We start from the raw sequence: 26,729 nt of genomic DNA, 5'->3' as shown, positions 1-26,729 counted from the left end.
GAAGGCAAGTGAATAGCCTGCGGTGGCTTTCAGGACGCTATCGGGAGCCCTAGTCAACAACACTGAACTCAAGCCGAGCCGTCTGCCCCGCCTCATCCAGCACACTCAGTTGATACCGCCCCAGCCGATCAAAGCTGGCATTGATGCTGTCCTGATTGGCACTGTCACCCAGTGGCGCACCGTTGAGGAACCACCAGCGCCGGCCACTGCCGCCCAGCGCTGACAACTTCAGGCGCAGCGTCTGCTGGCTGGCAGCCGGCAGGCGCAACTGGTCACCTTCGCGCACGCCCACAATCGACAACGGCGACGCCGCCGCCAGTGCTGGCGGCGGGCAATCCGGGTCTGCCGCCGGAATGCGCGCGTCACGGCGCTCCGCCTTCGGCAACCACGGCTCCAGCGGCGCGGGCCACAGGGCAATGTCCCGGGCTACGGCGCCAGGGCATTGGGCGTCGACGCGCAAGCCCCGCGCGTTGACCCACACGGTTTCCTTAAGGCCCACACTCAGCGGCTGGTCCAGCGCCAGCAGGGTCGGCGGCGTGGTGTTGTCCAGCGTCCAGGCAAAGCGCTGGCGCCGACAATTCGGATCGCTGCGGCTCATGGGCTGACCCAGCGGCCAGCAGATCGCCGCCACGCCCACATTGACCGGCACCGGTTTGACCGGCGCGCTGATACCGCGCTGACTGTCGCGGTTGGCCAGCACGTCGTGCACCTGCAACATCAGCGGCGCCGCCGACGCCAGGCCGAACTGCCCCGGCACCGGCGTACCGTCCGGGCGGCCGATCCACACGCCGATCAGATAGCGCGGCCCCACGCCAATCGCCCAGGCATCGCGAAAGCCATAGCTGGTGCCGGTTTTCCAGGCCAGCGCGGGGCGTTGCACCAGCTCGGCACGCGGGTCACGGTCGGGCCGCGCCTGGCCGCTGAGGATGCGCCGCACAATCCAGGCGGACCCTGGCGACAACAGTGGGCGCTCACGCAGGACGTCGTCCGGCTGCAAGCGAATGGTCGCGCTTTTGCCGTCGCGGGCGAATGCGCTGTAGCCACTCACCAAATCCTCAAGACGACTGCCCGCGCCGCCGAGGATCAGCGCCAGGTTCGGCTCGGCCAGCGCCGGCAACGCCAAGGGCACGCCGCCGATGCGCATCTGCGCGGCAAACCGCTTGGGCCCGTACGCCTCCAACAACTGCACCGCCGGCAGGTTCAACGAACTGGACAGCGCCGTACTGGCCGGCACCGCGCCGGTAAAGCCCATGGAGAAATTGCCCGGGCGATAATCGCCGTAGCGCCGGGGCACGTCCTGCAGCAGGGATTCGGAATGGATCAGTCCTTCGTCCAAAGCCATGCCATACAAAAACGGTTTTAAGGTGGAGCCGGGCGAGCGCAGTGCGCTGATCATGTCCACATGGCCGAAACGCCTGGCGTCGTTGATGTCCACCGACCCCAGGTAAGCGCGCACGGCCATGGTTTCTTCCTCCACCACCAGAATCGCGGCCGAGGTGTGTTCGGGCAGACGCGCGCGCCAGCCCAGCAACAGGTCTTCGAGACGGCGCTGCAGGGTGGCGTCCAGCGTGGTGCGGATCAGCGGCGGGCTGTCCGTGCGGTTGAGGCGGCGCGCCAGCAACGGCGCCAGGCTCGGTTCCAGGCGCGGCGCCAGCAGCAGCGGTTCTTCCAGGGCCTCATCGACCGCCGACTGCGGCCACACCTGGAACTCGGCGAGGCGGCGCAGCACTTTGTCGCGGGCTTGCTGGGCGCGCTGCGCGTGACGGTCCGGGCGCAGACGGCTGGGCGCCTGGGGCAATACTGCGAGCATGGCGGCTTCAGCATGGGTAAGCTGCGCTGGAGACTTGCCCAGATAAGCCCAACTGGCCGCCGCCACGCCCTGCAAGGTGCCGCCGAACGGCGCGCGGTTGAGGTAAAGGTTGAGAATCTGCTCCTTGGACAGGTGCCATTCCAGTTGCGCAGTGCGCCACAGCTGGCGCAACTTGCCGTGCCAGGTGCGCGAATGCGGATCGAGCAGGCGTGCCACCTGCATCGACAGCGTGCTGCCGCCCGATACCACCCGCGCGCCGGTAAGGTTCTGCCAGGTGGCGCGCACCAGCGACAGCGGGTTTACGCCGGGGTGTTCGTAAAACCAGCGGTCTTCGTAGGTGAGCAGCGCGTCGAGGTAATACGGCGAGACTTCACCGGTTTGCACGGGGTAGCGCCACACGCCGTTGGCATCGGCAAAGCGCCACAATGGCGTGCCATCCTCGGCCAGCACCACACGGGCGAGGTCGTCCTGGGGCAGGGGCAAGGGCCAGAGGCGGTCGGCCAGCCACAACAGCGCTATCACCAACAACACACTTGCAAAGCCCCAGCGCAGCACCTGTGGGAGGGGGCTTGCTCCCGATGGCGACCTTCCAGCCAACTTATTCACAGCTGACACACCGCTATCGGGAACAAGTCCCCTCCCACCTTGAATTGCATGATTAATCGAAAACTCAAACCGCCAAACCTCTATGCTTGCAGGGAACTAGCCCGCGTTATCGGCAACCAAAGGCACAGACACGCCCACCCTCTCATCAGGACACACACATGCAGGTAGAAAGCTTCTTTGAATGGTTGGGCCAGGCACTGGGTTCAGTGATCCGGTTTATCGTCGACGGCCTCAGCGGCCTGTTCGGGGCCTTGACCCATGCCGGCGGCAACTTTGTCGAAGGCCTGTCGCGCACCCTGGGCATGGACACCTCGATCATCAGCATCATTACCCTGATCATTGGCTTGATGCTGCTGTACTCGGCGGTCCGTGCGTTCATGCGCGCCTCGATCATCATGGGGATCATCTGGCTGATGCTGGGGTTGTGGTTGCTGAGCTGGGTCGTGCACTGACCCAGCCAGCCTCCTCCCCCACTTCCCTGCGTTCAGTGCCGGGCCTCAGCGGCCCTTGATCACCATGTCTGCCGGGGTCTCTCCCACCGCCTGCCAGTTCGGCCGGTACATCGACTCCACCTGCGACGGCGGCACACGGTAGGTGCCCGGGGTGACCGCACGCGCCAGGTACAGCAGGTGCGTGGCGCCGTAGCCGTCCAGGTTCAGCGCCGCCACGTAGCGGTCATCGCGGAACTCCTGATGCTTGAGCGAGGCGTTCTGCATCGACTCGCGCCATTCCTTCACCTGGCTGCTGGCGTTTTCCAGGCTGGCGGCGCTTTGCGCCAGGTTCTGGTTTTCCAGCTCCAGACCGGCCGGCAGCAGGTCCACCACCAGGGCATCCGGCACGCGCTGTTTGGCGCCGACCGTCAGGTGCACCAGCACCAGGTCGCCGCTGTTGAGGTTGTGCAGGTTCAGCGGCTGACCGTTCATGCCCAGGTATTCGCGGCGGATACTCAGGTTGTCGCCGCCCGGTGCTGGTGGCACCTGTGGATAACCGGAAATGGTCAATTGCTGATACACCGGCGTTTGGCCCCCATTGCTCAGGCTGATGTCGCTTGCCAGCGACGTGTCATCCAGTTGCACGGTGGAGTGCTGGTTGTTCAGCTCCTGCGTGCCGCCGCTGCCGGTCAGGGCTACCTGCCAGTTCGCCTCGGGCAGGGAAAACCCGAGCCGCCCGGCCAGGAACAGTGAATTGCGCTCCTGGGTCGACAGGTACGGGCTGGCCGCCAATTGGTCCGACAAGCTGAACAGGCGCTCTTCACGCGTGCCCTTGGCCAGGTCATTTTCCTCCAGCAACGCCAGAATCATCGCCTGATCGCGCAGCGGGCTGCCGTAGTCGGCCAGCCATTCCTTGGCGCTGCGCTGGGCGGCGAGCCCTGCCTGTAACGCCTGATCGGCCCGTGGCTGATCGCCCATCTTCTGCAAGGCGATGGACAGTTGCACCAGCGGCAACCCGGAACGCGCGTCGCTGCGCCGCTCGAAAATGCTGCGCAATGCGCCCAATGGTGCCTGTTGACTGCGCGCCAGCACCATACCGGCGTAGGCCTGCACGGCAAAGCGGGTGTGTTCGGCGTTGTCGCTGTAATCCACCTCGATCAGGTTACGCTCCTGCACATAGCGCAGCAGGCGCTCACTGGCTTTTTTCAAGGCTTCAGGCGGCACCGCAAAGCCTTGGTCGCGGGCGCGCAGCAGGAAGTCGGTGACATAGGCGGTCAGCCAGTACTCTTCCTCGCCATCGGCGCCCCACAGGCCAAAGCTGCCGTTATAGCGCTGCATGCCCAGCAGGCGCTCGATGCCCAGTTCGATCTTGCGCTTGCGCTCGGCGTCCGGCTCGCCCTTGATGCTCAGACGCTTGAGCAACGCCTCGTCGGCATACAGCGAGGGGTACAGGCCGCTGGCGGTTTGCTCCAGACAACCGTAGGGGTACGCCTTGAGCGCCGCGATTTGCGCGCCGAGGTTCAACGGCGGCCGGCTCGACAGGCTCAACAGCGCCTCACGCCCGGAGGCGTCGAACTGATCCAGCGCGCCCGCTGGCAGGCTCCACGGCTGATCCTTGAGCACCGCGCGGTAATGTTTGAGCAACGCCGGGTAGGCCGGGCGCACGCCCAGCGTCCATTCGCGGCTGAAAGGCGGCAGGTTTTCCCCCGGCAGGTCCAGGCCGTTGACGCTCACCTTGACCTTGCCCTGCCCCAGGCCGCCCCAGGCTTTCACCGGAATGCGCAACGTGGTGCGCTGGCCCTGCTTCAATTCGACGGTTTGCGCGCCGCTGTTGACCAACTCCAGTTGCCCTTCGGCGCGCAACTGCACCTCCAGTTTCTGCGCCTTGCCCGACAGGTTGGACAGGTCCAGCGCCAGGGTAGTCTGGTCGCCACCGGCCAGAAAGCGCGGCGCCGACAGTTCGGCGATCAGCGGCGCGGCGATCACTGTCTTGCCTTCGGCCATGCCGTAGCGGTCATCGCTCCAGGCCTGGGCCATCAGGCGCAGTTCGCCGTTGAAGTCGGGAATATTGACGCTGACTTCGCCCTCGCCCTGCTCGTTCAAGGTAACCGGCGCGCTTTGCAGGGCGACGATGGTCACGCTGGTGTCCGGGCGCTTGCCGCCCTTGGCCAGCGCCGCGTCACCACCGAACGCCAGGCTGGCCAGACGGCCCTGCCCGGCCTCGATCAACTGGCCGTAGATGTCGAACTGATCGACACCATAGGCCTTGCGGCCGAACAGGCTGGAGTACGGGTCGGGTGTCGGGTATTCGGTGATATTGAGAATGCCCACGTCCACCGCCGCCAGCAGCACATGCACCTGCTTGGGCACGCTGCCGTCGGCGTTTTTGGCGGCAATCTTCACCGTCAGCGGTTGTTTGGGGCGCATTTTTTCCGGCGCCGTGAGGGTCAGGGCGAGTTTGCGCTGGGTGCGATCCAGCGGCAGGTGCAACAGGCCCACGGCCCGCTTGGGGGTGATATTGGCCTTGCGCTCGCCGGGACGAACCACCAGCGCACTCACGTACAGGTCATGCCGCGCCCATTTCGGGTCCAGTTTCACGGCAAAGCTTTTGCCTTCGGCAGGTACGTCGATTTCCTCCCACCACAACGGCCCTTCGGCGGATTCCACCAACAGGTAGCCTTTACCAGCCGCCGGCGGCGTCACCGTGACATTCGCTGTGTCGCCGTCGCCATAGGCGGGTTTATCCAGTGCCAGCTTGACCTGATCCGGGCGCACGGCGCCGCCTTCGGTGTTGTCCTGGGCCTGGTAACCGGCCCAGAACCGCAGGCTGCTGACCAACCCGGTCTGCGGGTCTTCCACTTCGACGCGGTACGGGCCCCATTCCACCTGGAAGCTGACTCTGGCGGTGTCGCCGGCCTTGATGTTGAGGATCTGCTCGTCGAGGTTGAGGAATTTTTCGTTGAAGTGATAGCTCCAGCCGTCGTTGTCGGAGTAGTTCCAGTAGTAGTCGCGGCGCTCGCGCACCAGGCGCACCTTGAGGTTGTGCGCGGCGAGCTTCTGCCCTTCCTGGTTGGCCACCAGCACTTCGAATTCCGCCGGGCCGTCGCCATTGGTTTCCTTGCCGTCAAACAGCCCGCGCAGGCCAGGCAGTTGCTCGGCCGGCCAGATCGGCTGCACCAGACGCCGGGTGATCGGGCGCCCGCCGGACTCCTGCAGGCTGGCCTGCACGATCAGTTGCAGCGGCGACTTGGCCTCGGACCATTTGCTTTCCAGGGTCAACGCTTGCTGGCCTTTGGCGTCGAGTACGCTTTCGTCCAGTTCGAAATCCTGGCTCAGCTCTTCTTCGGTGACCGAGCCGAATTGATAACCCGGCAGCGACTTGACCGCCTCACGCAGCGGGCGCACGTAGACTTGGCCGCTGACCCGATTGCCCGATGCCGGCGCGCCGTACAGGTAGCGCCCATTCACCTGGATCACCGGGTTGTCCGCCGGGCTCAGCGCGGTGTCGCTGCCCTTGAGTTCCAGCGCCAACCGCTCGGGCAGGAAGTCCTCGACAAGAAATTCATACAGCTGCGGCTTGCCGTCACCCAGATCGAACACCAGTTGCCAGCGCCCGGTCGGCGCTTCGCCTGCCAGTTGCAAGGGGTATTGATAGAGGCCGGAGGCGTCGGCTTCCCACACGAACTTGCGGCTCACCTGTTCATCCGGGCGGCGCACCTCGACGCTCACCGGCTGCGGCTTGACGGCGTTGCCGTCCTTGTCGCGCAACAGAGCATTGAGCAGCACCGTTTCGCCGGGGCGATACAGGTCGCGCGGGCCGAACACAAAAAACTGCAACGGGTGCGACGGTTGCCCGCCGATATCGAATTCGGCCAGGTCCAGGGCCGCACTGTCCAGACGCAACAGGCTGGTTTGCTCGCCCTGCCTGGCCAACAGCACCTGGGCTTTTTTCGGCAGCGGCAGCTCGGCGTGGCCGCCCTGTTCCGTCTTGCCCTGACCCAATACGCGGCCCTCGGCGTCCAGCACTTCAAGCTCGACGCCCTCCAGCGCCTTGCCGCCTTCCAGTGCCTGGGTAAATACATCCAGACGATTGGCGTAGCGATGCACCGACAGGCCGATATCACTCAAGGTGAACAGTGTGGCCGGCTGCGAGTAATTGTAGGTGCCCGACGCGCGCATCACCGCCAGATACACGCCCGGTTGCTGCAATTGCTTGAGGCCTGCGATCGGCAACAACAGCGTCTCGCGGGTGTTGCGTGCCGGGTTCAGGTCGAAACGGCCACCGTAGACCAGGTCGGCCAGGGGCAGCAGCTCCTGGGACTCGTAGCTTTGCAGGCTGGTGTTGCGGCCCCACTGCGCCAGGAACGAAGGCAGGGATTCGGGCTTGATGCGGAAGAATTCCACGTCGATCTTGTCAACATTCAGCGCAATCACCGGCAAACCTTCGGCCAGACGCGTAGGCAACAGGGTGCCGCGGCTGGCGAAGCCGACGGTGGCTTGCAGGTCGCGGGTTTCCAGGCGGGCGCTGTATTCGGCGGGCAGCAGAGCGTTGTTCACCGCCTTCACTCCGGGGTCGACGGTGAGCACCAGTTTGCGCTGCGGCTCAAGGTGGCGCAGGCGCAGTTCCATCAGGTTGTCGGACAGCTCCCAGGCGCCATCGACCTTGCCGGACTTGCTGTCGACCAGATGGAGCTTGTCGGCGAATGTCTGATCGGGGTCCAGGGGAATGGAAAAGCTCACCGACAGCGTGCTGGCGCCGTCCAGTTGCACCTCGGACACGTCCACCACACTCAACTCGCGCCCGGCGTAGCGCTGCTTCAACGCTGCCACATCCGGCGCCGCCCTGGCCGATTTGGGCACTGCCGCCGCGCTGGGCGCAGACGGTGCAGCCGGTTTATCGGAAGAATCGCAGGCACTCAGCAGGGCCAGCGCACAGGCCAGGAACAATCCTTTGTTAAGCATGGGGCACTCGTAGTAAGAGGGAACCGGGTGTGAACTATATATCAGCCGTAGCGAGACTGCCGCTGGAGATCAAAAGGTGGAGAGACCTTTTATCAAACACAAAATAACGGGTTGATTTTAAAACCTGAAACTTCAGGCAATCACACTCCTGTGGCAAGCCCGCTCGCCACAGAGACGCTGTTTGCTGCGCGACAATGCCTCCCACATTGGTTCCTTGGTGTGGTTAATACGAGGTTACAATGCCGCTCCCCGAAGGAGCCCCCATGCCGACCTTATTGACCGACTGGCGCGACCGCCCCACTCATCGCCGTGTCTGGGCGCTGGCGGCGCCGATGATTCTTTCGAACATCTCCGTGCCGCTGGTGGCGCTGGTGGACAGCATGGTCATCGGCCACTTGCCCCACGCCCACCAGTTGGGCGCGGTCGCGGTCGGGGCCACGCTGTATACCTTCCTCGCCTGGGCCATGGGCTTTCTGCGCATGGGCTCCACCGGCTTTGCCGCCCAGGCTGCCGGGCGCAATGACGGCGCGGCGTTGCGGCAAATTCTGCTGCAGGGCCTGCTGCTGGCGCTGGGCCTGGCGATGCTGCTCGGCACCGTGGGCATCCCTCTGAGCCATCTGGCGCTGGAATGGATGCAGCCTTCGCCCGAACTGGGCCAACTCACCCGCGAGTTCTTCCACACCCGCCTGTTCGGCCTGCCTGCCGCGCTGGCCAGCTACGCCCTGGTCGGCTGGTTTCTCGGCACCCAGAACGCTCGGGCGCCGCTGGCGATTCTGCTGACCACCAACCTGGTGAACATCGCACTCAACCTGTGGTTCGTGCTCGGCCTGGATTGGGGCGTGCTCGGCTCCGCACGCGCGTCGGTGATCGCCGAATGGACCGGCGCCCTGCTGGGCCTGGCACTCACGCAAAAGGCCCTGCGCGCCTACCCCGGACAGATCGCCTGGGCCGCGCTCAAGGTGTGGCAGAACTGGCGCCCGCTGCTGGCGGTCAACCGCGACATTTTTATCCGCAGCCTGGCCTTGCAGTCGGTGTTTTTCATGATCACCGTGCAAGGCGCGCGTTTGGGTGATGCCACGGTGGCGGCCAATGCGCTGCTGCTCAACGGCCTGTTGCTGACTGCCCACGCACTGGACGGCCTGGCCCACGCGGTGGAAGCCCTGTGCGGTCACGCCATCGGCGCCCACGACCGCCAGGCTTTGCGCCGCTCACTGATCGTCGCCTGCGGCTGGTCACTGATCGCCAGCGTCGGCTTCGCCCTGCTGTTCACCTTCGCCGGCCACCTGTTTATCGCCATGCAGACCGACATCCCCAGTGTGCGCGACACCGCCGACCGCTACCTGCCGTATCTGGCGGTGCTACCGCTGATTGCGGTGTGGAGTTACGTGCTCGACGGTCTGTTTATCGGCGCCACCCGCGCGCGCGAGATGCGCAACGGCATGCTGCTGACGGTGCTGATCCTGTTGCCCATTGCCTGGCTGTTGCAGGGTTACGGCAACCACGGCCTGTGGATCAGCTTCCTGCTGTTCATGGCGGTGCGCAGCCTTACCTTGTGGGCCATTGCCTGGCGCCTTAATCGACAGGGTCGCTGGCTTGGATGAATGCCGTGACGCGATCCAGCACTGGCGCCAGCCAGCGCAGGGGTTTGGACAGGGCCGCCACCAGCGTCTGATGGTTGGTGCGGCTGAAATAGAATGTCTGCACCGGCACGCCAGCCACCCTCAGACGCTCAGCCAGCCCACCAGTATTGCGCGTGGGATTGACCAAGTTGTCGTCATTCGAAGCGATCAACAGGCTCGGCGGCGCCGCAGCGCTGACATGGTTGATCGGCTGCGAATCCGGCGGTGAATCGGGGAAGAAAAACACCGGTTTCACGTCCGGGTTTTCAATCGGCAAAAAGTCATAAGGCCCGGCCAGGCCGATCCAGCCTTTGAATATCGAAGGGGTCAAACCCTCTTCCCTCAGCCAGCGAGCATCCAGCGCCAGCATCGCGGCGTTGTACGCGCCGGAGCTGTGGCCCATCACGTAGAGCCGCTTGGGGTCGGCACCGTATTCGGCGCCGTGCTGAACGGTCCAGGCTACTGCTTTTGCGCCGTCCTGCAAAAACGCGGGGTAGCGCACTTGCGGGTAGAGCCGGTAATCGGCAATCACCACCACAATGCCGCGCGAGGCCAGGGCTTCGCCGACGAAACCGTAATCGTCTCTGGCGCCGCTGTTCCAGGTGCCGCCGTAGAAAAACACCACTACCGGAGCATTGGAAATAGCCGGAACGGGGCGGTAGATATCGAGTGTCTGGCGGGGATCGCTGCCGTAGGCGATTGCGGATGTTTTGGTGAAGGTGCTGGAGGGTGTGAGTGCATTGAGCACTTTGATGGGCGAGCAGGCTGCCAGGAAGGCAGCCATCGCGAGAGTGAACATTTGCAGCCATTTGCTGGACATTGCTCAGCCCCCACAAAAGTTCAGGATTAGCAGTGCTTCAAATGTGGGAGGGGCTTGCCCCCTCCCACAGGGGTTACGAGGACAGGTACGAGGATCGCGTCAGGCCCAGACGCAACGCGTCCAGGAACTGGGTGCGTTCCGACGCGGAGATCTTCGCGCTCGCGCACTTGTCGCGGTAGTGGGTCATCAACTCCTCCGGCGACAGGTGCACGTAACGCAGCATGTCTTCGATGGTGTCGTGGGTTTCGATGCCAGCGCTGTACACCGAGCCGTCTTCGCGCTGGTAGATGTTCACCGAGTCGGTGTCACCGAACAGGTTGTGCATATCACCCAGAATTTCCTGGTACGCGCCCACCAGGAAGATACCCAGCAGGTAGTCTTCGCCTTCGTTAAGGGCGTGCACCGGCAGGCTGGTCTCGATGCTCTGCTCGTCGACGTATTGCTTGATCTTGCCGTCGGAGTCGCAGGTCAGGTCCTGCAACACCGCGCGGCGCAACGGCTCTTCGTCGAGGCGGTGCAGCGGCAGAATCGGCAGCACCTGGCCGATGGCCCAGGTGTCGGGCAGGCTCTGGAATACCGAGAAGTTGCAGATGTACTTGTCGGCCAGCTTGTCATTGAGCTCGTCCAGCACCTGGCGATGGGAACGCTGACGCGCCTTGAGCGAGTTGTGCAGGCGGCGGCACACGGCGAAGTAGCACTGTTCGGCCAGGGCTTTTTCGGCCAGGGTCAGCTTGCCATCAGCGTACTGGGTGGCCACGTCGCTCATGTAGTGGGTGGCGCGCCAGTAGGTTTCGGTGACCATCTCGATGTCGGTCGGACCCAGCAAGTCCACCAGCCATTGCACGGTTTCGGGCAGGCTTTCCTTGTTTTCGATGGTCGGGATTTCGTCGTTGTGTTTTTCGACGTCGGTAACCTGCACCACCAGCATGGCGTGGTGGGCGGTCAGCGAGCGGCCGCTTTCGGAGAAGATGTTCGGGTGCGGCAGGCTCTGCGCGTCGCAGAATTCCTTGAGCATGCCCACCACCACGCCGGCGTAGTCGTCCATGTCGTAGTTGATGGAGCTGGCGTTGCGCGAGTGGGTGCCGTCGTAGTCCACGCCCAAGCCACCGCCCACGTCGATGTGGTCCACCGGCAGGCCGAGGTTGCGCAGTTCGCCGTAGTAACGAATGGCTTCCTTGAAGCCGTGCTGGTAGTCAGCCAGGTTGGCGATTTGCGAACCCATGTGGAAGTGCAGAAGGCGGATGCCCTGATCCAGGCCGGCTGCACGAAAGCGCTCAACCACCGACAGCAATTGCGCCGCCGACAGGCCGAACTTGGACTTTTCGCCACCGGTGTCGGCCCACTTGCTCGAGGCCAGGGACGACAGGCGCACGCGCAGGCCGACCTGTGGCTTGACCTTGAGGCTGGCGGCCTCTTCGATCACCAGCTCAACTTCGGATTCTTTTTCGATCACGATAAACACGTTGTGGCCGAGCTTCTGGCCCATCAGTGCCAGGCGGATGAACTCACGGTCCTTGTAACCGTTGCAGACGATGGTGCCGCCCTTGGGTGCCAGGGCCAGCACCGCCAGCAGCTCCGGCTTGGAGCCGGCTTCCAGGCCGATGGACACGTTCTGGGTGGCGATGATGTTTTCGATCACCGCCTCCTGCTGGTTCACCTTGATCGGGTACAGCGCGGTGTATTTGCTCTGGTATTCCAGGCGCTCGATGTTCGCATCGAAGGCTCCGGTGAGCTGGCGCACGCGGTCTTGCAGAATATCGGGGAAACGCACCAGCAACGGCAGCGACAGGCCGCTTTTACGCAGTTGGTCAACCTGCTCGTAGAGGTCGACAGGGGTGCTGTTCGGGCCGTTGGGACGGACTTCGACGCGACCGGCTTCATTGATCGCGAAATACCCGGCCCCCCAATGGCGAATCCCGTAAACACTGCGGCTGTCCGCAACGGTCCATTGGCTGCCATCGTCTTTGCGTGTGCGTCGTACGGACATCGAAGTCCCCTATAAATGAAGGCGAAAGCGCCACCTCAAGCGGAGGCTGGCGCAGTCTAAAGAATAAAAATGACGATTTGCCTGTAAGCAGGTGAGACCTCGCCTGCGGGGCAGAGTTTAGACACAGGTTGGCAAGCGGCTCTCAGCCGCCGGACTTCCTGGCCTTGTAACCGAGCTTGATCAGCTCGGCCAACAGCAGTTCGACGTGATCGCCCTGGATCTCGATGACCCCGTCCTTCAACGCACCGCCGGTGCCACAGCGCTTTTTCAGCGAAGTGGCCAGTTCCTTGAGCGCGTCTTCGGCCAGGGGCACGCCGGTGATGGTGGTCACCGTCTTGCCGCCACGGCCTTTGCTTTCGCGGCGCACGCGGGCAATGCCGTCACCTTCGGGGATCTGGGTCTGTTTGCAGAGGCAGGCGTCCACGGGCTGGCGACAGTCCGGGCAGTGTCGACCTGCGTCGGTGGAAAATACCAGGCCACCGAGGGCGGCGAAGGATGCGGCTTTTTTGGCCACCGGCAATCCTCTTGGGAGGATGGAGACTGATCGATGCTCGCACAGGGCGAATATCGACCGCGAAGCCCCACTCAGGCAGGGGCAGCGCTACCAAACCGCCAAGGCGGTTCGGGTGAAAAGGCGCGCAGTGTAACGGCAAAAACGCAGCTTGCTAAGGGCCAAATGGCGCCAATTCATGCTGCTTTAGCGACGTGAAGCCAGATAGCGCCGCAAGCCCTCCTGGGCGTCCGGGCAGTAAGGCTTTTGCTCGGCCTCTGCGAGGACGGTTTGGAGGGGTAAAAAGCGCGCTTCCATGACCTCTTCGGGCTGCACGCACAAGGGCCCGTCCCACACCGCGGAGTAGGACTTGCACCACAGCCGGCTGTCGCCGTCTTCGAAGTAGAAGTGGTCATGTTCGACCAGCTCAACCCCGCTCACCCCAAGCTCTTCTTCCAGTTCACGGGCCGCCGACACGGCATAGCTTTCCCCGGCCGCCACCATGCCACCGGCTGCCGTGTCCCAGAATCCGGGGTACAGCGCCTTGCTCAGGGTGCGCCGATGCACACACAGCTCGCCCTTGGCGTTGAACAGAAAGATAAAGGTGCAGCGGCCGATCAGGCCGCGCTGGCGAAGGTCGGAACGTACAAGGTGGCCGAGCAGGTTGTCCTGCTCGTCCACCCAGCAGATCAGTTCAGCATCCGAGGCCGCTCGGTGGGCGGCCTCTTTCTCCATTGTGTCCATCATCAACCCTGATTGAGGAGCTGACGCAAATCGATCACTGCAGCGTTTGCTCGGGAAATATAGTTGGCCATCACCAGCGAATGGTTCGCCAGTACACCGAAGCCACTGCCGTTAAGAATCATAGGACTCCACACCGGTTCCTGCGAGGCCTCCAGCTCACGAATGATCTGACGTACGCTCACGGTGGCGTTTTTCTTGGCCAGCACGTCGGCAAAATCGACTTCGATCGCGCGCAGCAGGTGGGACAAGGCCCAGGCCTGCCCGCGTGCCTCGTAGAACACGTTGTCGATCTGCATCCATGGGGTTTCCACCACTTCTTCATCGACCTGCGGCACCTCACCCGGTGCCAGCGCCTCGGTTTTCAGCGCGGTGTTGAGTTTCACCCGGCCTACGCTGGCCGACAGACGTTGCGACAGCGAGCCCAGGCGCGTGGCCACATCGCCCAGCCAGTTGTTGAGGTTGTCGGCACGCGCGTAAAACAGCGCGCCGCGCTGGTTCGGGTCGGACAGACGTGCTTCGTAGCGGCTCAGGGAGTTGATGCCTTCCTGGTATTCCGACTCGCTGGATGGCAGCACCCAACTCTTGTTGTCGAAATTGAAGCGCGGCTCGGCCTTGGCCAGATCTGCGTCTTCGGCCGATTGAGACTGGGAGCGGGCGAAGTCCTTGCGCAGGGCACGGGTGAGGTCACGCACCTGCACCAGCACGCCGTACTCCCAGCTCGGCATGTTGTCCATCCACAGGCCAGGCGGGAAGCGGTCGTTGGAGATATAGCCGCCCGGTTTGTTCAGCAAGGTGCCGACCACGGTCTTTAGGGTTTCGACGGTGGTGTAGCCGATCACCATCTGCTTGCCTTCCTGCTCGGCGGCAAGCTGGGCATTCTGCTGCACCGGAAACAGCGCAGGCTCTTCGCTCCAATACCAGCCCAGGGCGCCGGTGACCAACAGGTACAAGCCGAGCACACCCAGCACGGCGCGGCTCATCAGGACGCTGCGCAAATAGCCGCGGTGGGTCGACTTGGGCTCAGGGGCGGGGCCTTTGGCACTGCCTGCGCGATTTTTCCAGTCCAGCATGGCGATATCCTTTCAATCACTTGAGTTCATGCACTTCAAAAGGCGGCGTGCGTTCAAATAGTCCGACCACAACCCTAACCCATCGTGCCCGTCAGTGCGCAGGCTTTGCGCAAACTGGCGGTTGTCGGGCAGTCGACTATAAAGGATGCACGCTTTTTTTTGCGCGGCGCGTCGGCAACACGGTGACTGAATATCGGCTGCGTCGCAGTTTATTGACATACGACACTCATCCGACCGAAAGAGGTGCTAGCATAGCGCCATCAGTCGACCTCAGCATGCAGCCTAACTAGTAGTCAGGATATGACCGAGTCAGAAGACCCCAGCCGTGAGCGCCTCAAGCAGCACTTTGCCCAGCGGGTAATTCATCAGGCGCGTCAAATTCTCGAGATCTGGCAGCGCTTGCAACGCAGCGAATGGTCCGAGGCCGACTTTTGCGAACTCAGCGAAGCCAACCTGCGCCTGCTGCGCTTTGCCGAGCGCTTCGAACAGCCCGAACACAGCCAGCTGGCGCGGCATATCGGCGACTCGCTCAAAGCGGTGGACGCCAATCGCGGCCGCCTGAGCAGCCACCTGATCACCGACCTCAACCGCCTGATGCAGCGCCTGTCGCGCACCGGCCTGCGCCAGGGCGATCAACTGGAGCAAACCTTCCTGCCGCCGATGCGCAAGCCGATCTACGTGATGCTGGCCGATCACGACCGCGCCGAACGGCTGGCCAAGCAGCTGGAATTCTTTGGTTTAAGTGCACAATCCCTGGACAGCGTCGCGGCGTTTCGCTCGTCCATGGCCGAGCGCCTGCCGTCGGCATTGGTGATGGACGTGGACTTCTGCGGCGCGGGCATGGGCCTCAAACTCGCCGCCGAAGCCCAGGAGGGGCTGGAGCAGAAACTGCCGCTGCTGTTTTTCAGCCTGCATGAAACCGACACCCCGACGCGCCTGGCGGCGGTGCGTGCCGGCGGCCAGGAATTCCTCACCGGCACCCTCGAAGCGTCTAGCCTGCTGGAAAAGATCGAGGTGCTCACCTGCGTCGCCCAGTACGAACCCTATAAAGTGTTGATCATCGACGATTCGCGGGCCCAGGCGCTGCACACGGAGCGTCTGCTCAATAGCGCCGGCATCGTCACCCGCACGCTGATCGAGCCGATCCAGGCCATGGCCGAGCTGGCCGATTTTCAGCCCGACCTGATCATCCTCGACATGTACATGCCCGCCTGCACCGGCACCGAACTGGCCAAAGTGATCCGGCATAACGACCGCTACGTGAGTGTGCCGATCATCTACCTGTCGGCCGAAGACGACCTGGACAAGCAGCTGGACGCCATGAGCGAAGGCGGCGACGACTTCCTCACCAAGCCGATCAAGCCGCGCCACCTGATCACCACCGTGCGCAACCGCGCTGCCCGCGCCCGTAACCTCAAGGCGCGGATGGTGCGTGACAGCCTGACCGGGCTGTACAACCACACTCATATCCTGCAACTGCTCGAAGATTGCAGCTTTCGCGCACGCCGCGAAAACAAGCCGCTGAGCTTTGCCATGCTCGACATCGACCACTTCAAGCGGGTCAACGACAGCCACGGCCACCCCATGGGCGACCGCGTGATCAAGAGCCTGGCGCTGTTTCTCAAGCAGCGCCTGCGCAAAACCGACTACATCGGGCGCTACGGCGGCGAAGAATTCGCCATCGTGATGCCCGATACCGACCTGGAGTCGGCCTGCAGGGTGCTGGATGAGATTCGTGGGCGCTTTGCCGAAATCCACTACCCGGCCAAGCCGCAGGATTTGTGGTGCACCTTCAGCGCCGGGCTGGTGGCGCTGCGCGACGATTCCGACAGCCTGATGATGGCCGCCCAGGCCGACGAAGCGCTGTACCGCGCCAAGCACGCCGGGCGCAACCGCGTGCATGCCGCGCACGCCTCGAATCAAAGTGCCATCTTTTCACCTGAATCGACTGATTCCGTCATACGGATGTAATGAAAACGCAATAACTTCAGGCGCTTACCTTTTGCTGTCGGTAGAAACCTCGCATGCGCCTGAAGCTGCTGACCAATCTCAATACCCTGCTGCTCGTGGCCGTATGCCTGGCGCTGGGGGCGACGCTGTGGTGGTCGCAACGCGCGCTGGAGCGCCCCTATTTGCTCATGGAGCGTTACCTGGGCCTGTCACAGACGTTTCAGAACCAGGCCGCGCGCAATATCGACGACTACCTGGCCAGCGGCGATGCCCTGCGCCTGAGCAGCGCCGGCCAGAGCCTGGAAACCCTGTTGCGGCAGCTCGACGAACTGCCCGCCGAGCTTGCGCAAAGTCTGCGCCCCAGCCTGACGAACCTGGAAGCCTTCAGCAAAACCGACCTGCTGGCCGCCGGTAAACTGGCCGGCGATCCCCAGGCCCTGTTGCTGCAAGCCGAGCGTGAAGTGGGCGCCAACCTTGACCAGCTCAGTCAGTACGCCAGCGGCGTAAACTCGGCGGACGCCACCCGCTACCTGCCGCCGCTGCTGGCAGCGTCGCAGCACCTGGGCCGGTTATCCCTGGCCCGCGACAAAGTGGTGAGCAGCGGGCGCGCGGAACTGGCCGACGATGTGGAGCGCGAAGTCAGCAATATCCGCACTCAGGCCGAGGTGCTGGAACACCTGCCGCTGCTGGGCGTCAAGGCCAACGCCGAGTCCAATGCCGACGATTTTTCAGCGCTGATGGGCCTGGAAAACACCACGCAGGCCGAAGCCCAGGACACTGGCGTGGACCTCAAGCGTGAACTCAACAGCCTGCTCACCCGCTACCCCGCCGAACTCAAGCGTACCCGCGAACAGATCCAGCAACGCGCTGATCTCGGCACCGCCACCCAACTGAAAATCGCCGCCGTGCAGCAGGCCATTGCCGGGCTGGAGCCGGTGGTGCGCGCCCAGCACGGCAAGATCCAGGGCGAAGTGCGCCTGATGCAAGGGCTGATGATCGGCCTGATCCTGCTGATCGCGCTGCTGATCGACACCCTGCAACGGCACCTGGCGCGCACACTGACCAGCCTGGCACCGGCCCTGTCGACCTGGGCCGAAGGCGACTTCAGCCAGCCGATTGCCTTGGGCCGGACCAACCGCGAACTGCATGACATCGAAGCGTCCCTCAACCGTCTGCGCACGTATCTGGTGGAACTGGTAGGCACCATTCGCGGCAATGCCGAAGCAGTGGCCGGCACCAGTCGCACCCTGGCCGAGCTGAGCAGCGGCCTGCACGACGGCGCCGAACGCCAGGCCGGGGACACCGCGCAGATTCGCGACTCGCTGGGCGAACTGGAGGCGACCATCCAGCAGGTTGCCGGCGATGCCAGCCAGGCCGCCGGCGCCAGTCGCAGCGCCGGTCAGGCGGTGGAACAGGGCCAGCGCGTGATCGGCCTGAGCCTGACCGGGCTGCGCGCGCTGGTGGGCGAGGTGCAGCAGAACGCGCAGATGATCGAAAAACTCGCAGAAGAATCGGCCACCATCGGCGGCGTGCTCACCGTGATCCGCTCGATTGCCGACCAGACCAACCTGCTGGCGCTCAACGCGGCCATTGAAGCCGCCCGCGCCGGCGAGGCCGGGCGCGGGTTCGCCGTGGTCGCCGACGAAGTGCGCTCCCTGGCCCAGCGCACCGCCGGCGCCACTGCCCAGATCCAGAGCCTGATCGCCGGCCTGCAAACCGCCGCCCATCAGTCGGTGCAAGGCATGCGCACCCAGGTCGAACACGCCGAGGCCACCGCCCAGCAAGCCCAGGCGGCGGATGGCGCGCTGGATGAGATCGTCGGGGCGATCCAGACCATTGCCGAGACGGCGGTGCGTATCGCCGACGTGACCGCGCAGCAAAGTGGCGCAGTGAGCGAGATACGCGACAACAGCGAGCGGATTCATCAACTGGGTGAGGATAATCTGCTGCGGATCGGGCAGGGGCGCAGCCAGGGTGAGCATCTGCTGGTGCTGGGTGGGCAGCTCAATACCGCTGTCAAAGCTTTCCGCGTATAAAAATGTGGGAGCAAGCCTGCTCCCACCTTTGAGCTTCGTTACTCCCGCATTTGTTCCCCACAGGATTCGAGACGGTGTTACCTATGACCGAATACCGCCCCCCAGTCACAAATTTTTCGCAATCCTCGCTAATCGTGCTGCCTACTGCATAGAACTGGACAGTCACAAAGGCTTTGCGGCATAGTCGCCGGGTTCTGTCGTACCCACATCAATAACAAGGAACAGCCGATGGCGACCTTTCTGGTCCTTCACGGACCCAACCTGAACCTGCTTGGCACCCGCGAACCGGGCGTCTACGGGGCAGTCACCCTGGACCAGATCAACCTCGACCTGGAACGCAGGGCTCGTGAAGCCGGCCACCATTTGCTCTACCTGCAAAGCAACGCCGAGTACGAATTGATTGATCGCATCCATGCCGCGCGTGGCGAAGGCGTGGATTTTATCCTGATCAATCCCGCCGCTTTTACGCACACAAGTGTTGCATTACGTGACGCGCTGCTGGCGGTGAGCATCCCATTCATCGAAGTGCATTTGTCGAACGTGCACAAACGCGAAGCTTTCCGCCATCACTCCTACTTTTCCGATGTAGCGGTAGGTGTGATCTGCGGCCTTGGCGCCAGCGGTTACCGACTGGCCCTGGAGGCCGCCCTGGAACAACTTGAACAACCGGCCAAGCGCCCCTGACCGTCCCTTGGGAGTTGATGATTCATGGATATCCGTAAAGTCAAGAAACTGATCGAACTGCTGGAAGAATCCGGTATCGACGAGCTGGAAATCAAGGAAGGCGAAGAGTCCGTACGGATCAGCCGTCACAGCAAGACCCCGGCTCAACAGTTTTACGCGCCGCAGATGCAAGCGCCGGCTCCAGCCGCTGCTGCTCCGGCCGCCGCACCTGCCGCCGCCGCGCCTGCCGCACCGGCAGAGCCTGTGCTGAACGGCTTCGTGGTCAAGTCGCCAATGGTCGGTACTTTCTACCGCACCCCGGCACCGACCTCGCCAGCCTTCGTTGAAGTCGGCAAGACCGTGAAAGTGGGCGACACCATCTGCATCGTTGAAGCGATGAAGATGATGAACCACATCACCGCTGAAAAAGCCGGCGTCATTGAATCCATCCTGGTAGAAAACGGTCAGCCGGTTGAGTACGACCAGCCGCTGTTCACCATCGCTTGAACCGCGGAGCACCTTCGATGTTGAAACCTGCGAAGAAACTGCAAAAAGTCCTGATCGCCAACCGCGGCGAGATCGCGCTGCGTATCCTGCGCGCCTGTAAGGAAGAGGGCATCAAGACCGTCGCTGTTTACTCGACGGCCGATACCGAATTGATGCACGTGAAACTGGCGGACGAAAGCATCTGCATCGGCCCGCCACTGGCCGCGAACTCTTACCTGAAGGTCTCGAACATCATCGCGGCCGCTGAAGTGACCGGCGCTGATGGTATCCACCCGGGCTACGGCTTCCTTGCGGAAAACGCCGATTTCGCCGAACAGGTCGAGAAGTCCGGGTTTGCCTTCATCGGCCCGAAAGCCGACACCATTCGTCTGATGGGCGATAAGGTCTCGGCCAAGGACGCGATGATCGCGGCCGGCGTGCCGACCGTTCCAGGCTCCGACGGCCCGCTGCCGGAAGACGAGGCAACCGCCCTGCGCATTGGTCGCGAAGTCGGTTACCCGGTGATCATCAAGGCCGCCGGTGGCGGTGGTGGTCGCGGCATGCGCGTGGTGCATAAGGAAGAAGACCTGATCGAAGCCGCCAAGCAGACCCGCTCCGAAGCGGGCGCCTGGTTCGGCAACCCGATGGTCTACCTGGAGAAGTACCTGACCAACCCACGTCACGTGGAAGTGCAGGTGCTGTCCGATGGCCAGGGCCACGCCATCCACCTGGGCGACCGCGATTGCTCGCTGCAACGTCGTCACCAGAAGGTGTTGGAAGAAGCCCCGGCACCGGGCCTGGATGAAAAGGCTCGCCAGGAAGTACTGGCGCGCTGCGTCAAGGCGTGCATCGACATCAACTACCGTGGCGCCGGCACCTTCGAGTTCCTCTACGAGAACGGTCGCTTCTACTTCATCGAGATGAACACTCGTGTGCAGGTAGAGCACCCGGTATCGGAGATGGTCACTGGTATCGACATCGTCAAGGAGATGCTGAGCATCGCCGCCGGCAACGTGCTGTCCTTCACCCAGGACGACGTGAAGATGCATGGCCACTCCCTCGAGTGCCGCATCAACGCCGAAGACCCGAAAACCTTTATCCCGAGTCCAGGCCTGGTCAAGCACTTCCATGCTCCGGGCGGCAACGGCGTTCGCGTCGATTCGCACCTGTACAGCGGCTACAAGGTTCCGTCCAACTACGACTCGCTGATCGGCAAGCTGATCACCTGGGGCGCCACCCGCGACGAGGCCATGGCCCGCATGCGTAATGCCCTGGACGAAATCGTGGTAGACGGCATCAAGACCAACATCCCGCTGCACCGGGAGCTGGTCCGCGATGAAGGCTTCTGCGAAGGGGGGGTGAACATTCACTACCTGGAACACAAGCTGGCCAACCAGTAAGTGCCCCACCCAACAAAGCCGCCTTCGGGCGGCTTTGTTGTTTGTGGACCCTCAAGAACACCGCCGCCCCATGTGTGCCAGCTCCCACATAAGCCCGCTCGCCACAAACTCGCCGCTCGCGTAAACTTGCGCGCTTTCGCGACCCTGCCGTCGCACACTCATTTTTTCCAAAGGTGCCCGCCATGCCTTGGCTGCAAGTCCGTCTCGCCATCAGCCCAGAACAAGCCGAAACCTACGAAGACGCGTTCCTCGAAGTGGGCGCCGTGTCGGTGACCTTCATGGACGCCGAAGACCAGCCGATCTTCGAACCCGAGCTCAACACCACCCCGCTGTGGTCTCACACCCATTTGCTGGCGCTGTTCGAAGACGGCACCGATGCCGCCACCGTGCTGGCCCATATGGAACTGCTCACCGGCAGCCCGCTGCCCGAGCATCACAGCGAAGTGATCGAGGACCAGGACTGGGAGCGCAGCTGGATGGACAACTTCCAGCCGATGCGTTTCGGCCAGCGCCTGTGGATCGTGCCGAGCTGGCACGCCGCGCCTGAACCCGATGCGGTCAACCTGCTGCTGGACCCGGGCCTGGCGTTCGGCACCGGCACCCACCCCACCACCGCGCTGTGCCTGGAATGGCTGGACGGCCAGGACCTGACCGACTGCAATGTGCTGGACTTCGGCTGCGGCTCGGGGATCCTGGCCATCGCCGCACTGTTGCTGGGCGCCAGGGAGGCCGTGGGCACCGATATCGACGTGCAGGCACTGGAAGCGTCCCGCGACAACGCCGGGCGAAACAACATTCCTGAAGGCAAATTCCCACTCTACCTGCCGGCAGATTTGCCGCAGGTACAGGCCGATGTGCTGGTGGCCAACATCCTCGCCGGCCCGCTGGTTTCCCTGGCGCCGCAACTGTCGAGCCTGGTCCGGTCGGGCGGGCACCTGGCCCTGTCGGGCATCCTGGCCGAGCAGGGCGAAGACGTGGCCGCGGCTTACGCCAAGGATTTCGAGCTGGACCCGATCGCCAACCGCGATGGCTGGGTACGCATCAGCGGACGTCGGCGCTAGAATGACCGCCTGCCTGAATCGGATGAACGCATGAGCGACAGTTTCGTCACCCAGTGCCCACATTGCCAATCGCGCTTTCGCGTCAACCACGCTCAATTGAGTGCGGCCCGCGGCGTGGTGCGTTGCGGCTCGTGTCTTCAGGTGTTCAACGCCCTGCGCCAATTGCTCGATCAGCGCGCCGAGGCCGGCGACGCCGACCTGCCGGTCGCCGTCGAACCGACACCCGAGTCGCCGCGCGCCATCAGCCAGAAACAGTGGACCGCAGAAGAGCTGGACCTGGACAACCTGGATCTGGACGAAGAACTGGCCAAGCTGGAACAACGCGAAAAACCGCTGGGCGCGGAGCGTCGTCACGCAGGCTCCGACCGTCGACAAAAGGACGATGCCCTCAGCGCCAGCCGCGACAACGTGAAGGCCGAGGAAGAAAAATGGGCCGCGAGCCTGTTCAGCGAACCGCCGCAGGAGCGCACCCAGACTGTCGACGAGCCCGCTGAGCCGAGCGGTGGCCGGCAGCGCACCGAGCCGTCCATGTCGCGGCGCGTCGAGGCCATCGACGACGAACCCGCGGTGGAGGATGAAAATCCTGACCCTCCGTTCACGCTCCTGACCCACGCCGCCGAACCGCAGGAACAACGCCCGCCGCTGCGCCGCAAGCGCCCGCGCGCCGAGACCCGTGTTCACGACGAGCAACTGCTGGACCTCGAAGACGACCCGCTGCACCTGTACACGCAAAAACCCGCATCGACGCCGGGCCGTCGCCTGCTGTGGATACTGCTGGTGCTGCTCGCCGCTGCCGGCCTCGCCGGGCAGTTCATTGCCTACCAGTTCGACGACCTCGCGCGCCAGGACGCTTACCGCCCCTGGTTCCAGCAAGTGTGCCCCGTGCTGGGCTGCAAGGTGCCATCGCGGGTCGATATCGCGCATATCAAGAGCAGCAACCTGGTGGTGCGCAGCCACCCTGAATTCGCTGGTGCACTGGTGGTGGATGCGATCATCTACAACCGTGCGACATTCTCCCAGCCCTTCCCCTTGCTGGAACTGCGCTTTGCCGACATGAACGGTGGCCTGATCGCCAGTCGTCGCTTCAAGCCTGCCGAATACCTGAGCGGCGAACTGGCCGGAGTGAGCGAAATGCCATCACAAACGCCGATCCATATTTCCCTGGATATCCTCGACCCCGGCAACAAAGCCGTGAATTACAGCCTGAGCTTTCATTCGCCCGAGTGAAAAGGTCCGCACAGCGGGGCTTTGGCGGCAGTTTCATGCCAAGGCCGCCGGCCACCTGACCGGCGGCGATAAAGAAATAACTGTTCAGATTTTATCCAATTCAGCCTTTATCCAGTCATCGAGAGCGGGTATCATGCCAACCCTTTTTCGAACTCTAATGATCCGGCCCCACAACAGGGAAGTCCTATGTCGGCGGTACGCATCGGCTCATACACATTGCAGAACGGCTTGATCCTCGCCCCGATGGCGGGTGTCACCGACCAGCCCTTTCGTCAGCTGTGCAAACGCTTGGGTGCGGGTCTTGTAGTCTCGGAAATGGTCACCAGCGACATGAGCTTGTGGAACACCCGCAAATCGCGGATGCGCATGATCCACGAAGGTGATCCCGAGCCCCGCTCGGTACAGATCGCCGGTGGTGATGCGCAGATGCTGGCGGACGCGGCCCGGGCCAATGTGGAGCTGGGTGCACAGATCATTGATATCAACATGGGCTGCCCGGCCAAGAAGGTCTGCAACAAGGCCGCCGGTTCCGCGCTGTTGAAGGACGAGCAGTTGGTTGCCGAGATCCTGCAGGCCGTTGTGGCCGCAGTCGATGTGCCGGTGACCCTGAAGATCCGTACCGGCTGGGACCGGGACAACAAGAACGGCCTGACGGTGGCGAAGATCGCCGAACAGGCAGGCATTACGGCGCTGGCGGTGCATGGTCGCACACGCGCCGATCTGTATACCGGTGAAGCCGAGTACGACACCATTGCCGCGATCAAGCAGGCGGTGTCGATGCCGGTGTTTGCCAATGGCGATATCGACTCAGCCGAGAAAGCCCGGCGCGTGCTGCACGCCACCGGCGCCGATGGCCTGTTGATTGGCCGGGCCGCTCAGGGGCGGCCATGGATCTTTCGTGAGATCGAGCATTTCCTGCGCACCGGCGAGGTATTGCCGGCACCGGAGCTGCCCGAGGTGGAACGTATTCTGCTAGAGCATCTGGCGGCCCTTCACACGTTTTATGGCGATGTGATGGGCGTGCGCATTGCTCGCAAGCATGTGGGTTGGTATCTCGCAACCCTGCCAGGCGCCAGGGAGTTTCGCGCCGGGTTCAATCGTTTGGATGAAACGCAAGCACAGGTCACCGCCGTTCGTGAGTTCTTTACCGAGCGAGACAAGAGCCTGAAAGCAGGGGACGGAGAATGGGTGGCCGCATGACGATGATGACCGAGACTTTAGTGAGTGGAACAGCACCCGTGAGCGACAACGTCAATTTGAAACAGCACCTGAACACGCCGAGCGAAGAAGGCCAGACCCTTCGCGGGAGTGTGGAGAAGGCGCTGCACAATTATTTCGCCCACCTTGAGGGCGCTTCCGTCACGGACGTGTACAACCTGGTGCTTTCCGAAGTCGAGGCGCCCTTGCTCGAAAGCGTGATGAACTACGTCAAGGGCAACCAGACCAAAGCCAGTGAGCTGCTCGGCCTCAACCGTGGCACCTTGCGCAAAAAGCTCAAGCAGTACGATTTGCTGTAAGCATTCAATCCAACCAGAAAGGCGCCCGCGTAGAACCGGTCGCCTTTTTTGCTGACTCCTTTGCTTTTGATGGAAATTGAAATGACCGACCAGACTACCCGCCTGCCGATCCGCCGCGCCTTGATCAGTGTTTCCGACAAGACCGGGATCCTCGAATTTGCCCGGGAGCTGGAAGCCCTGGGCGTGGAAATCCTCTCCACGGGCGGGACCTTCAAACTGCTGCAGGACAACGGCGTGGCCGCAGTGGAAGTGGCGGACTACACCGGTTTCGCAGAAATGATGGACGGTCGGGTCAAGACCCTGCACCCGAAAATCCACGGCGGCATTCTCGGCCGTCGCGGTATCGACGACGCCATCATGAGCGAGCACGGCATCAAGCCGATCGACCTGGTGGCCGTCAACCTCTACCCGTTCGAAGCCACCATCAACAAGCCCGGCTGCGACCTGCCGACCGCCATCGAAAACATCGACATCGGCGGCCCGACCATGGTCCGCTCGGCGGCCAAGAACCATAAAGACGTGGCCATTGTGGTCAACGCCAGCGACTACGCCCAGGTGCTCGAAGGCCTCAAGGCCGGTGGCCTGACCTACGCCCAGCGCTTTGACCTGATGCTCAAGGCGTTCGAACACACCGCCGCCTACGACGGCATGATCGCCAACTACATGGGCACCGTGAATCAGGCCGCCGACACCCTCTCGACCTCCGACCGCAGCCAATTCCCGCGCACCTTCAACAGCCAGTTCATCAAGGCGCAGGAAATGCGCTACGGCGAGAACCCGCACCAGAGCGCGGCGTTCTACGTGGAAGCCAAACCTGCCGAAGTCGGCATCGCCACCGCGACCCAGCTGCAAGGCAAAGAGCTTTCCTACAACAACGTGGCCGACACCGACGCCGCGCTGGAGTGCGTGAAGAGCTTCGTCAAGCCGGCCTGCGTGATCGTCAAGCACGCCAACCCGTGCGGCGTGGCGGTCAGCCCCGACGCGGAAGGCGGGATTCGCCAGGCCTACGAACTGGCCTACGCCACCGACACCGAGTCGGCCTTCGGCGGCATCATCGCCTTCAACCGTGAGCTGGACGCCGAGACCGCCAAGGCCATCGTCGAGCGGCAGTTCGTCGAAGTGATCATCGCCCCAAGCGTCAGCGAAGAAGCCCGCGCCATCGTTGCCGCCAAGGCCAACGTGCGCCTGCTGGCCTGCGGCGAGTGGTCGGCTGACCGCGCCGCTGCGTGGGACTACAAGCGCGTCAACGGTGGCTTGCTGGTACAGAGCCGCGACATCGGCATGATCGGCAGCGAAGACCTGAAAGTCGTGACCAAGCGCGCGCCGACCGAGCAAGAGATCAACGACCTGATCTTCGCCTGGAAAGTGGCCAAGTACGTTAAATCCAACGCCATTGTGTACGCCAAGAACCGCCAGACCATCGGCGTCGGCGCGGGCCAGATGAGCCGCGTGAACTCGGCGCGTATCGCCGCGATCAAGGCTGAGCACGCCGGTTTGCAGGTGGTGGGTTCGGTGATGGCGTCCGACGCGTTCTTCCCGTTCCGCGACGGCCTGGACAATGCCGCGAAAGCCGGTGTGACCGCCGTCATCCAGCCAGGCGGCTCGATGCGTGACGCCGAAGTAATTGCCGCCGCTGATGAAGCCGGCATAGCCATGGTCTTCACCGGCATGCGCCACTTCCGTCACTGATCCAATTTGCCTGGTGGGCACTGGCTTGTGTGGGAGCTGGCTTGCCTGCGATGCGGGCGACTCGATGTATCAGATGCACCGAGTCGATGCCATCGCAGGCAAGCCCGCTCCCACAGAAAAGCAGCCCGCATTGTTTCCAGAATTCAGCGTCATCCGAGGTT

At 63.2% G+C, this 26,729-nt stretch carries 18 protein-coding genes and 1 pseudogene; 12 read left to right on the top strand and 7 right to left on the bottom strand.

The window, feature by feature from the left end; translation table 11 throughout:
• Positions 1–49 precede the first annotated feature (49 nt).
• Positions 50–2,341 (bottom strand): peptidoglycan glycosyltransferase PbpC, encoded by a 2,292-nt coding sequence (pbpC, locus tag TU75_RS07045; RefSeq protein WP_060548555.1) that lies wholly within the window; start codon positions 2,339–2,341, stop codon positions 50–52.
• Positions 2,342–2,574: 233 nt separating this feature from the next.
• Between pbpC and TU75_RS07040 the strand changes: the two genes are divergently transcribed.
• Positions 2,575–2,868 (top strand): hypothetical protein, encoded by a 294-nt coding sequence (locus tag TU75_RS07040; protein ID WP_003233162.1) that lies wholly within the window; start codon positions 2,575–2,577, stop codon positions 2,866–2,868.
• 45 nt (positions 2,869–2,913) lie between these two features.
• Here the strand turns inward: TU75_RS07040 and TU75_RS07035 are convergent, their stop codons facing one another.
• The gene (locus tag TU75_RS07035; protein WP_060548535.1) at positions 2,914–7,809 is read right to left on the bottom strand and encodes an alpha-2-macroglobulin family protein; all 4,896 of its coding nucleotides are present in this window, start codon (positions 7,807–7,809) and stop codon (positions 2,914–2,916) included.
• Positions 7,810–8,072: 263 nt separating this feature from the next.
• Here TU75_RS07035 and TU75_RS07030 point away from each other — a divergent pair, with 263 nt between their 5' ends.
• Positions 8,073–9,410, top strand: a complete 1,338-nt coding sequence (locus TU75_RS07030; RefSeq protein ID WP_060548534.1) for an MATE family efflux transporter — start codon at positions 8,073–8,075, stop codon at positions 9,408–9,410.
• On the opposite strand, the gene TU75_RS07025 is transcribed toward TU75_RS07030, so the two are convergent.
• The 5 genes from TU75_RS07025 to TU75_RS07005 all read right to left on the bottom strand — a co-directional run bounded on the left by TU75_RS07025 (position 9,382) and on the right by TU75_RS07005 (position 14,539).
• Entirely contained in the window at positions 9,382–10,248 is an 867-nt protein-coding gene (locus TU75_RS07025; RefSeq protein WP_060548533.1) for an alpha/beta hydrolase, read from the bottom strand. The genes TU75_RS07030 and TU75_RS07025 overlap by 29 nt on opposite strands.
• Positions 10,249–10,321: 73 nt before the next feature.
• Positions 10,322–12,235: an arginine decarboxylase gene (speA, locus tag TU75_RS07020; protein ID WP_003233168.1), complete on the bottom strand. Its 1,914-nt coding sequence runs from the start codon at positions 12,233–12,235 to the stop codon at positions 10,322–10,324.
• Positions 12,236–12,377: 142 nt separating this feature from the next.
• On the bottom strand, positions 12,378–12,749 hold the full coding sequence (locus TU75_RS07015; RefSeq protein ID WP_003233169.1) for a translation initiation factor Sui1: 372 nt from the start codon (positions 12,747–12,749) through the stop codon (positions 12,378–12,380).
• A 183-nt stretch (positions 12,750–12,932) separates the two neighbouring features.
• Positions 12,933–13,469, bottom strand: a complete 537-nt coding sequence (locus TU75_RS07010; RefSeq protein ID WP_015373675.1) for an NUDIX hydrolase — start codon at positions 13,467–13,469, stop codon at positions 12,933–12,935.
• Between the two features lie 2 nt (positions 13,470–13,471).
• Complete coding sequence (locus TU75_RS07005) at positions 13,472–14,539, bottom strand: DUF2333 family protein (protein WP_003233172.1); 1,068 nt, start codon at positions 14,537–14,539, stop codon at positions 13,472–13,474.
• Positions 14,540–14,839: 300 nt separating this feature from the next.
• On the opposite strand from TU75_RS07005, the gene TU75_RS07000 reads away from it, so the two are divergent.
• The 10 genes and pseudogenes from TU75_RS07000 to purH all read left to right on the top strand — a co-directional run bounded on the left by TU75_RS07000 (position 14,840) and on the right by purH (position 26,568).
• Positions 14,840–16,510: a response regulator gene (locus TU75_RS07000; protein WP_060548532.1), complete on the top strand. Its 1,671-nt coding sequence runs from the start codon at positions 14,840–14,842 to the stop codon at positions 16,508–16,510.
• 1,499 nt (positions 16,511–18,009) lie between these two features.
• Positions 18,010–18,525, top strand: a pseudogene (locus TU75_RS28495) (methyl-accepting chemotaxis protein); the annotation flags it as partial.
• 228 nt (positions 18,526–18,753) lie between these two features.
• The gene (gene aroQ / locus TU75_RS06990) at positions 18,754–19,209 is read left to right on the top strand and encodes a type II 3-dehydroquinate dehydratase (RefSeq protein ID WP_015373673.1); all 456 of its coding nucleotides are present in this window, start codon (positions 18,754–18,756) and stop codon (positions 19,207–19,209) included.
• A 24-nt stretch (positions 19,210–19,233) separates the two neighbouring features.
• Positions 19,234–19,695, top strand: a complete 462-nt coding sequence (accB, locus tag TU75_RS06985; RefSeq protein WP_060548530.1) for an acetyl-CoA carboxylase biotin carboxyl carrier protein — start codon at positions 19,234–19,236, stop codon at positions 19,693–19,695.
• A 17-nt stretch (positions 19,696–19,712) separates the two neighbouring features.
• On the top strand, positions 19,713–21,074 hold the full coding sequence (gene accC / locus TU75_RS06980) for an acetyl-CoA carboxylase biotin carboxylase subunit (protein ID WP_003233180.1): 1,362 nt from the start codon (positions 19,713–19,715) through the stop codon (positions 21,072–21,074).
• Between the two features lie 182 nt (positions 21,075–21,256).
• The gene (prmA, locus tag TU75_RS06975; RefSeq protein ID WP_060548529.1) at positions 21,257–22,135 is read left to right on the top strand and encodes a 50S ribosomal protein L11 methyltransferase; all 879 of its coding nucleotides are present in this window, start codon (positions 21,257–21,259) and stop codon (positions 22,133–22,135) included.
• Between the two features lie 30 nt (positions 22,136–22,165).
• Complete coding sequence (locus TU75_RS06970) at positions 22,166–23,362, top strand: DUF3426 domain-containing protein (RefSeq protein ID WP_003233184.1); 1,197 nt, start codon at positions 22,166–22,168, stop codon at positions 23,360–23,362.
• 186 nt (positions 23,363–23,548) lie between these two features.
• The gene (dusB, locus tag TU75_RS06965) at positions 23,549–24,562 is read left to right on the top strand and encodes a tRNA dihydrouridine synthase DusB (protein WP_060548528.1); all 1,014 of its coding nucleotides are present in this window, start codon (positions 23,549–23,551) and stop codon (positions 24,560–24,562) included.
• Positions 24,559–24,879 carry a DNA-binding transcriptional regulator Fis gene (gene fis / locus TU75_RS06960; RefSeq protein WP_003221275.1) on the top strand — a complete coding sequence of 107 codons (321 nt, stop codon included), beginning with the start codon at positions 24,559–24,561 and terminating at the stop codon, positions 24,877–24,879. Before dusB ends, fis begins: the two co-directional genes overlap by 4 nt.
• A gap of 81 nt (positions 24,880–24,960) precedes the next feature.
• Positions 24,961–26,568 (top strand): bifunctional phosphoribosylaminoimidazolecarboxamide formyltransferase/IMP cyclohydrolase, encoded by a 1,608-nt coding sequence (purH, locus tag TU75_RS06955; protein ID WP_015373669.1) that lies wholly within the window; start codon positions 24,961–24,963, stop codon positions 26,566–26,568.
• The last annotated feature ends 161 nt before the right edge of the window (positions 26,569–26,729 follow it).

Source organism: Pseudomonas poae, from assembly GCF_001439785.1.
GTDB classification, from domain to species: Bacteria; Pseudomonadota; Gammaproteobacteria; order Pseudomonadales; family Pseudomonadaceae; genus Aquipseudomonas; species Aquipseudomonas poae.
The sequence above is the reverse complement of the archived record's forward strand: the minus strand, read 5'-3'. Positions and strand labels throughout refer to the sequence as shown.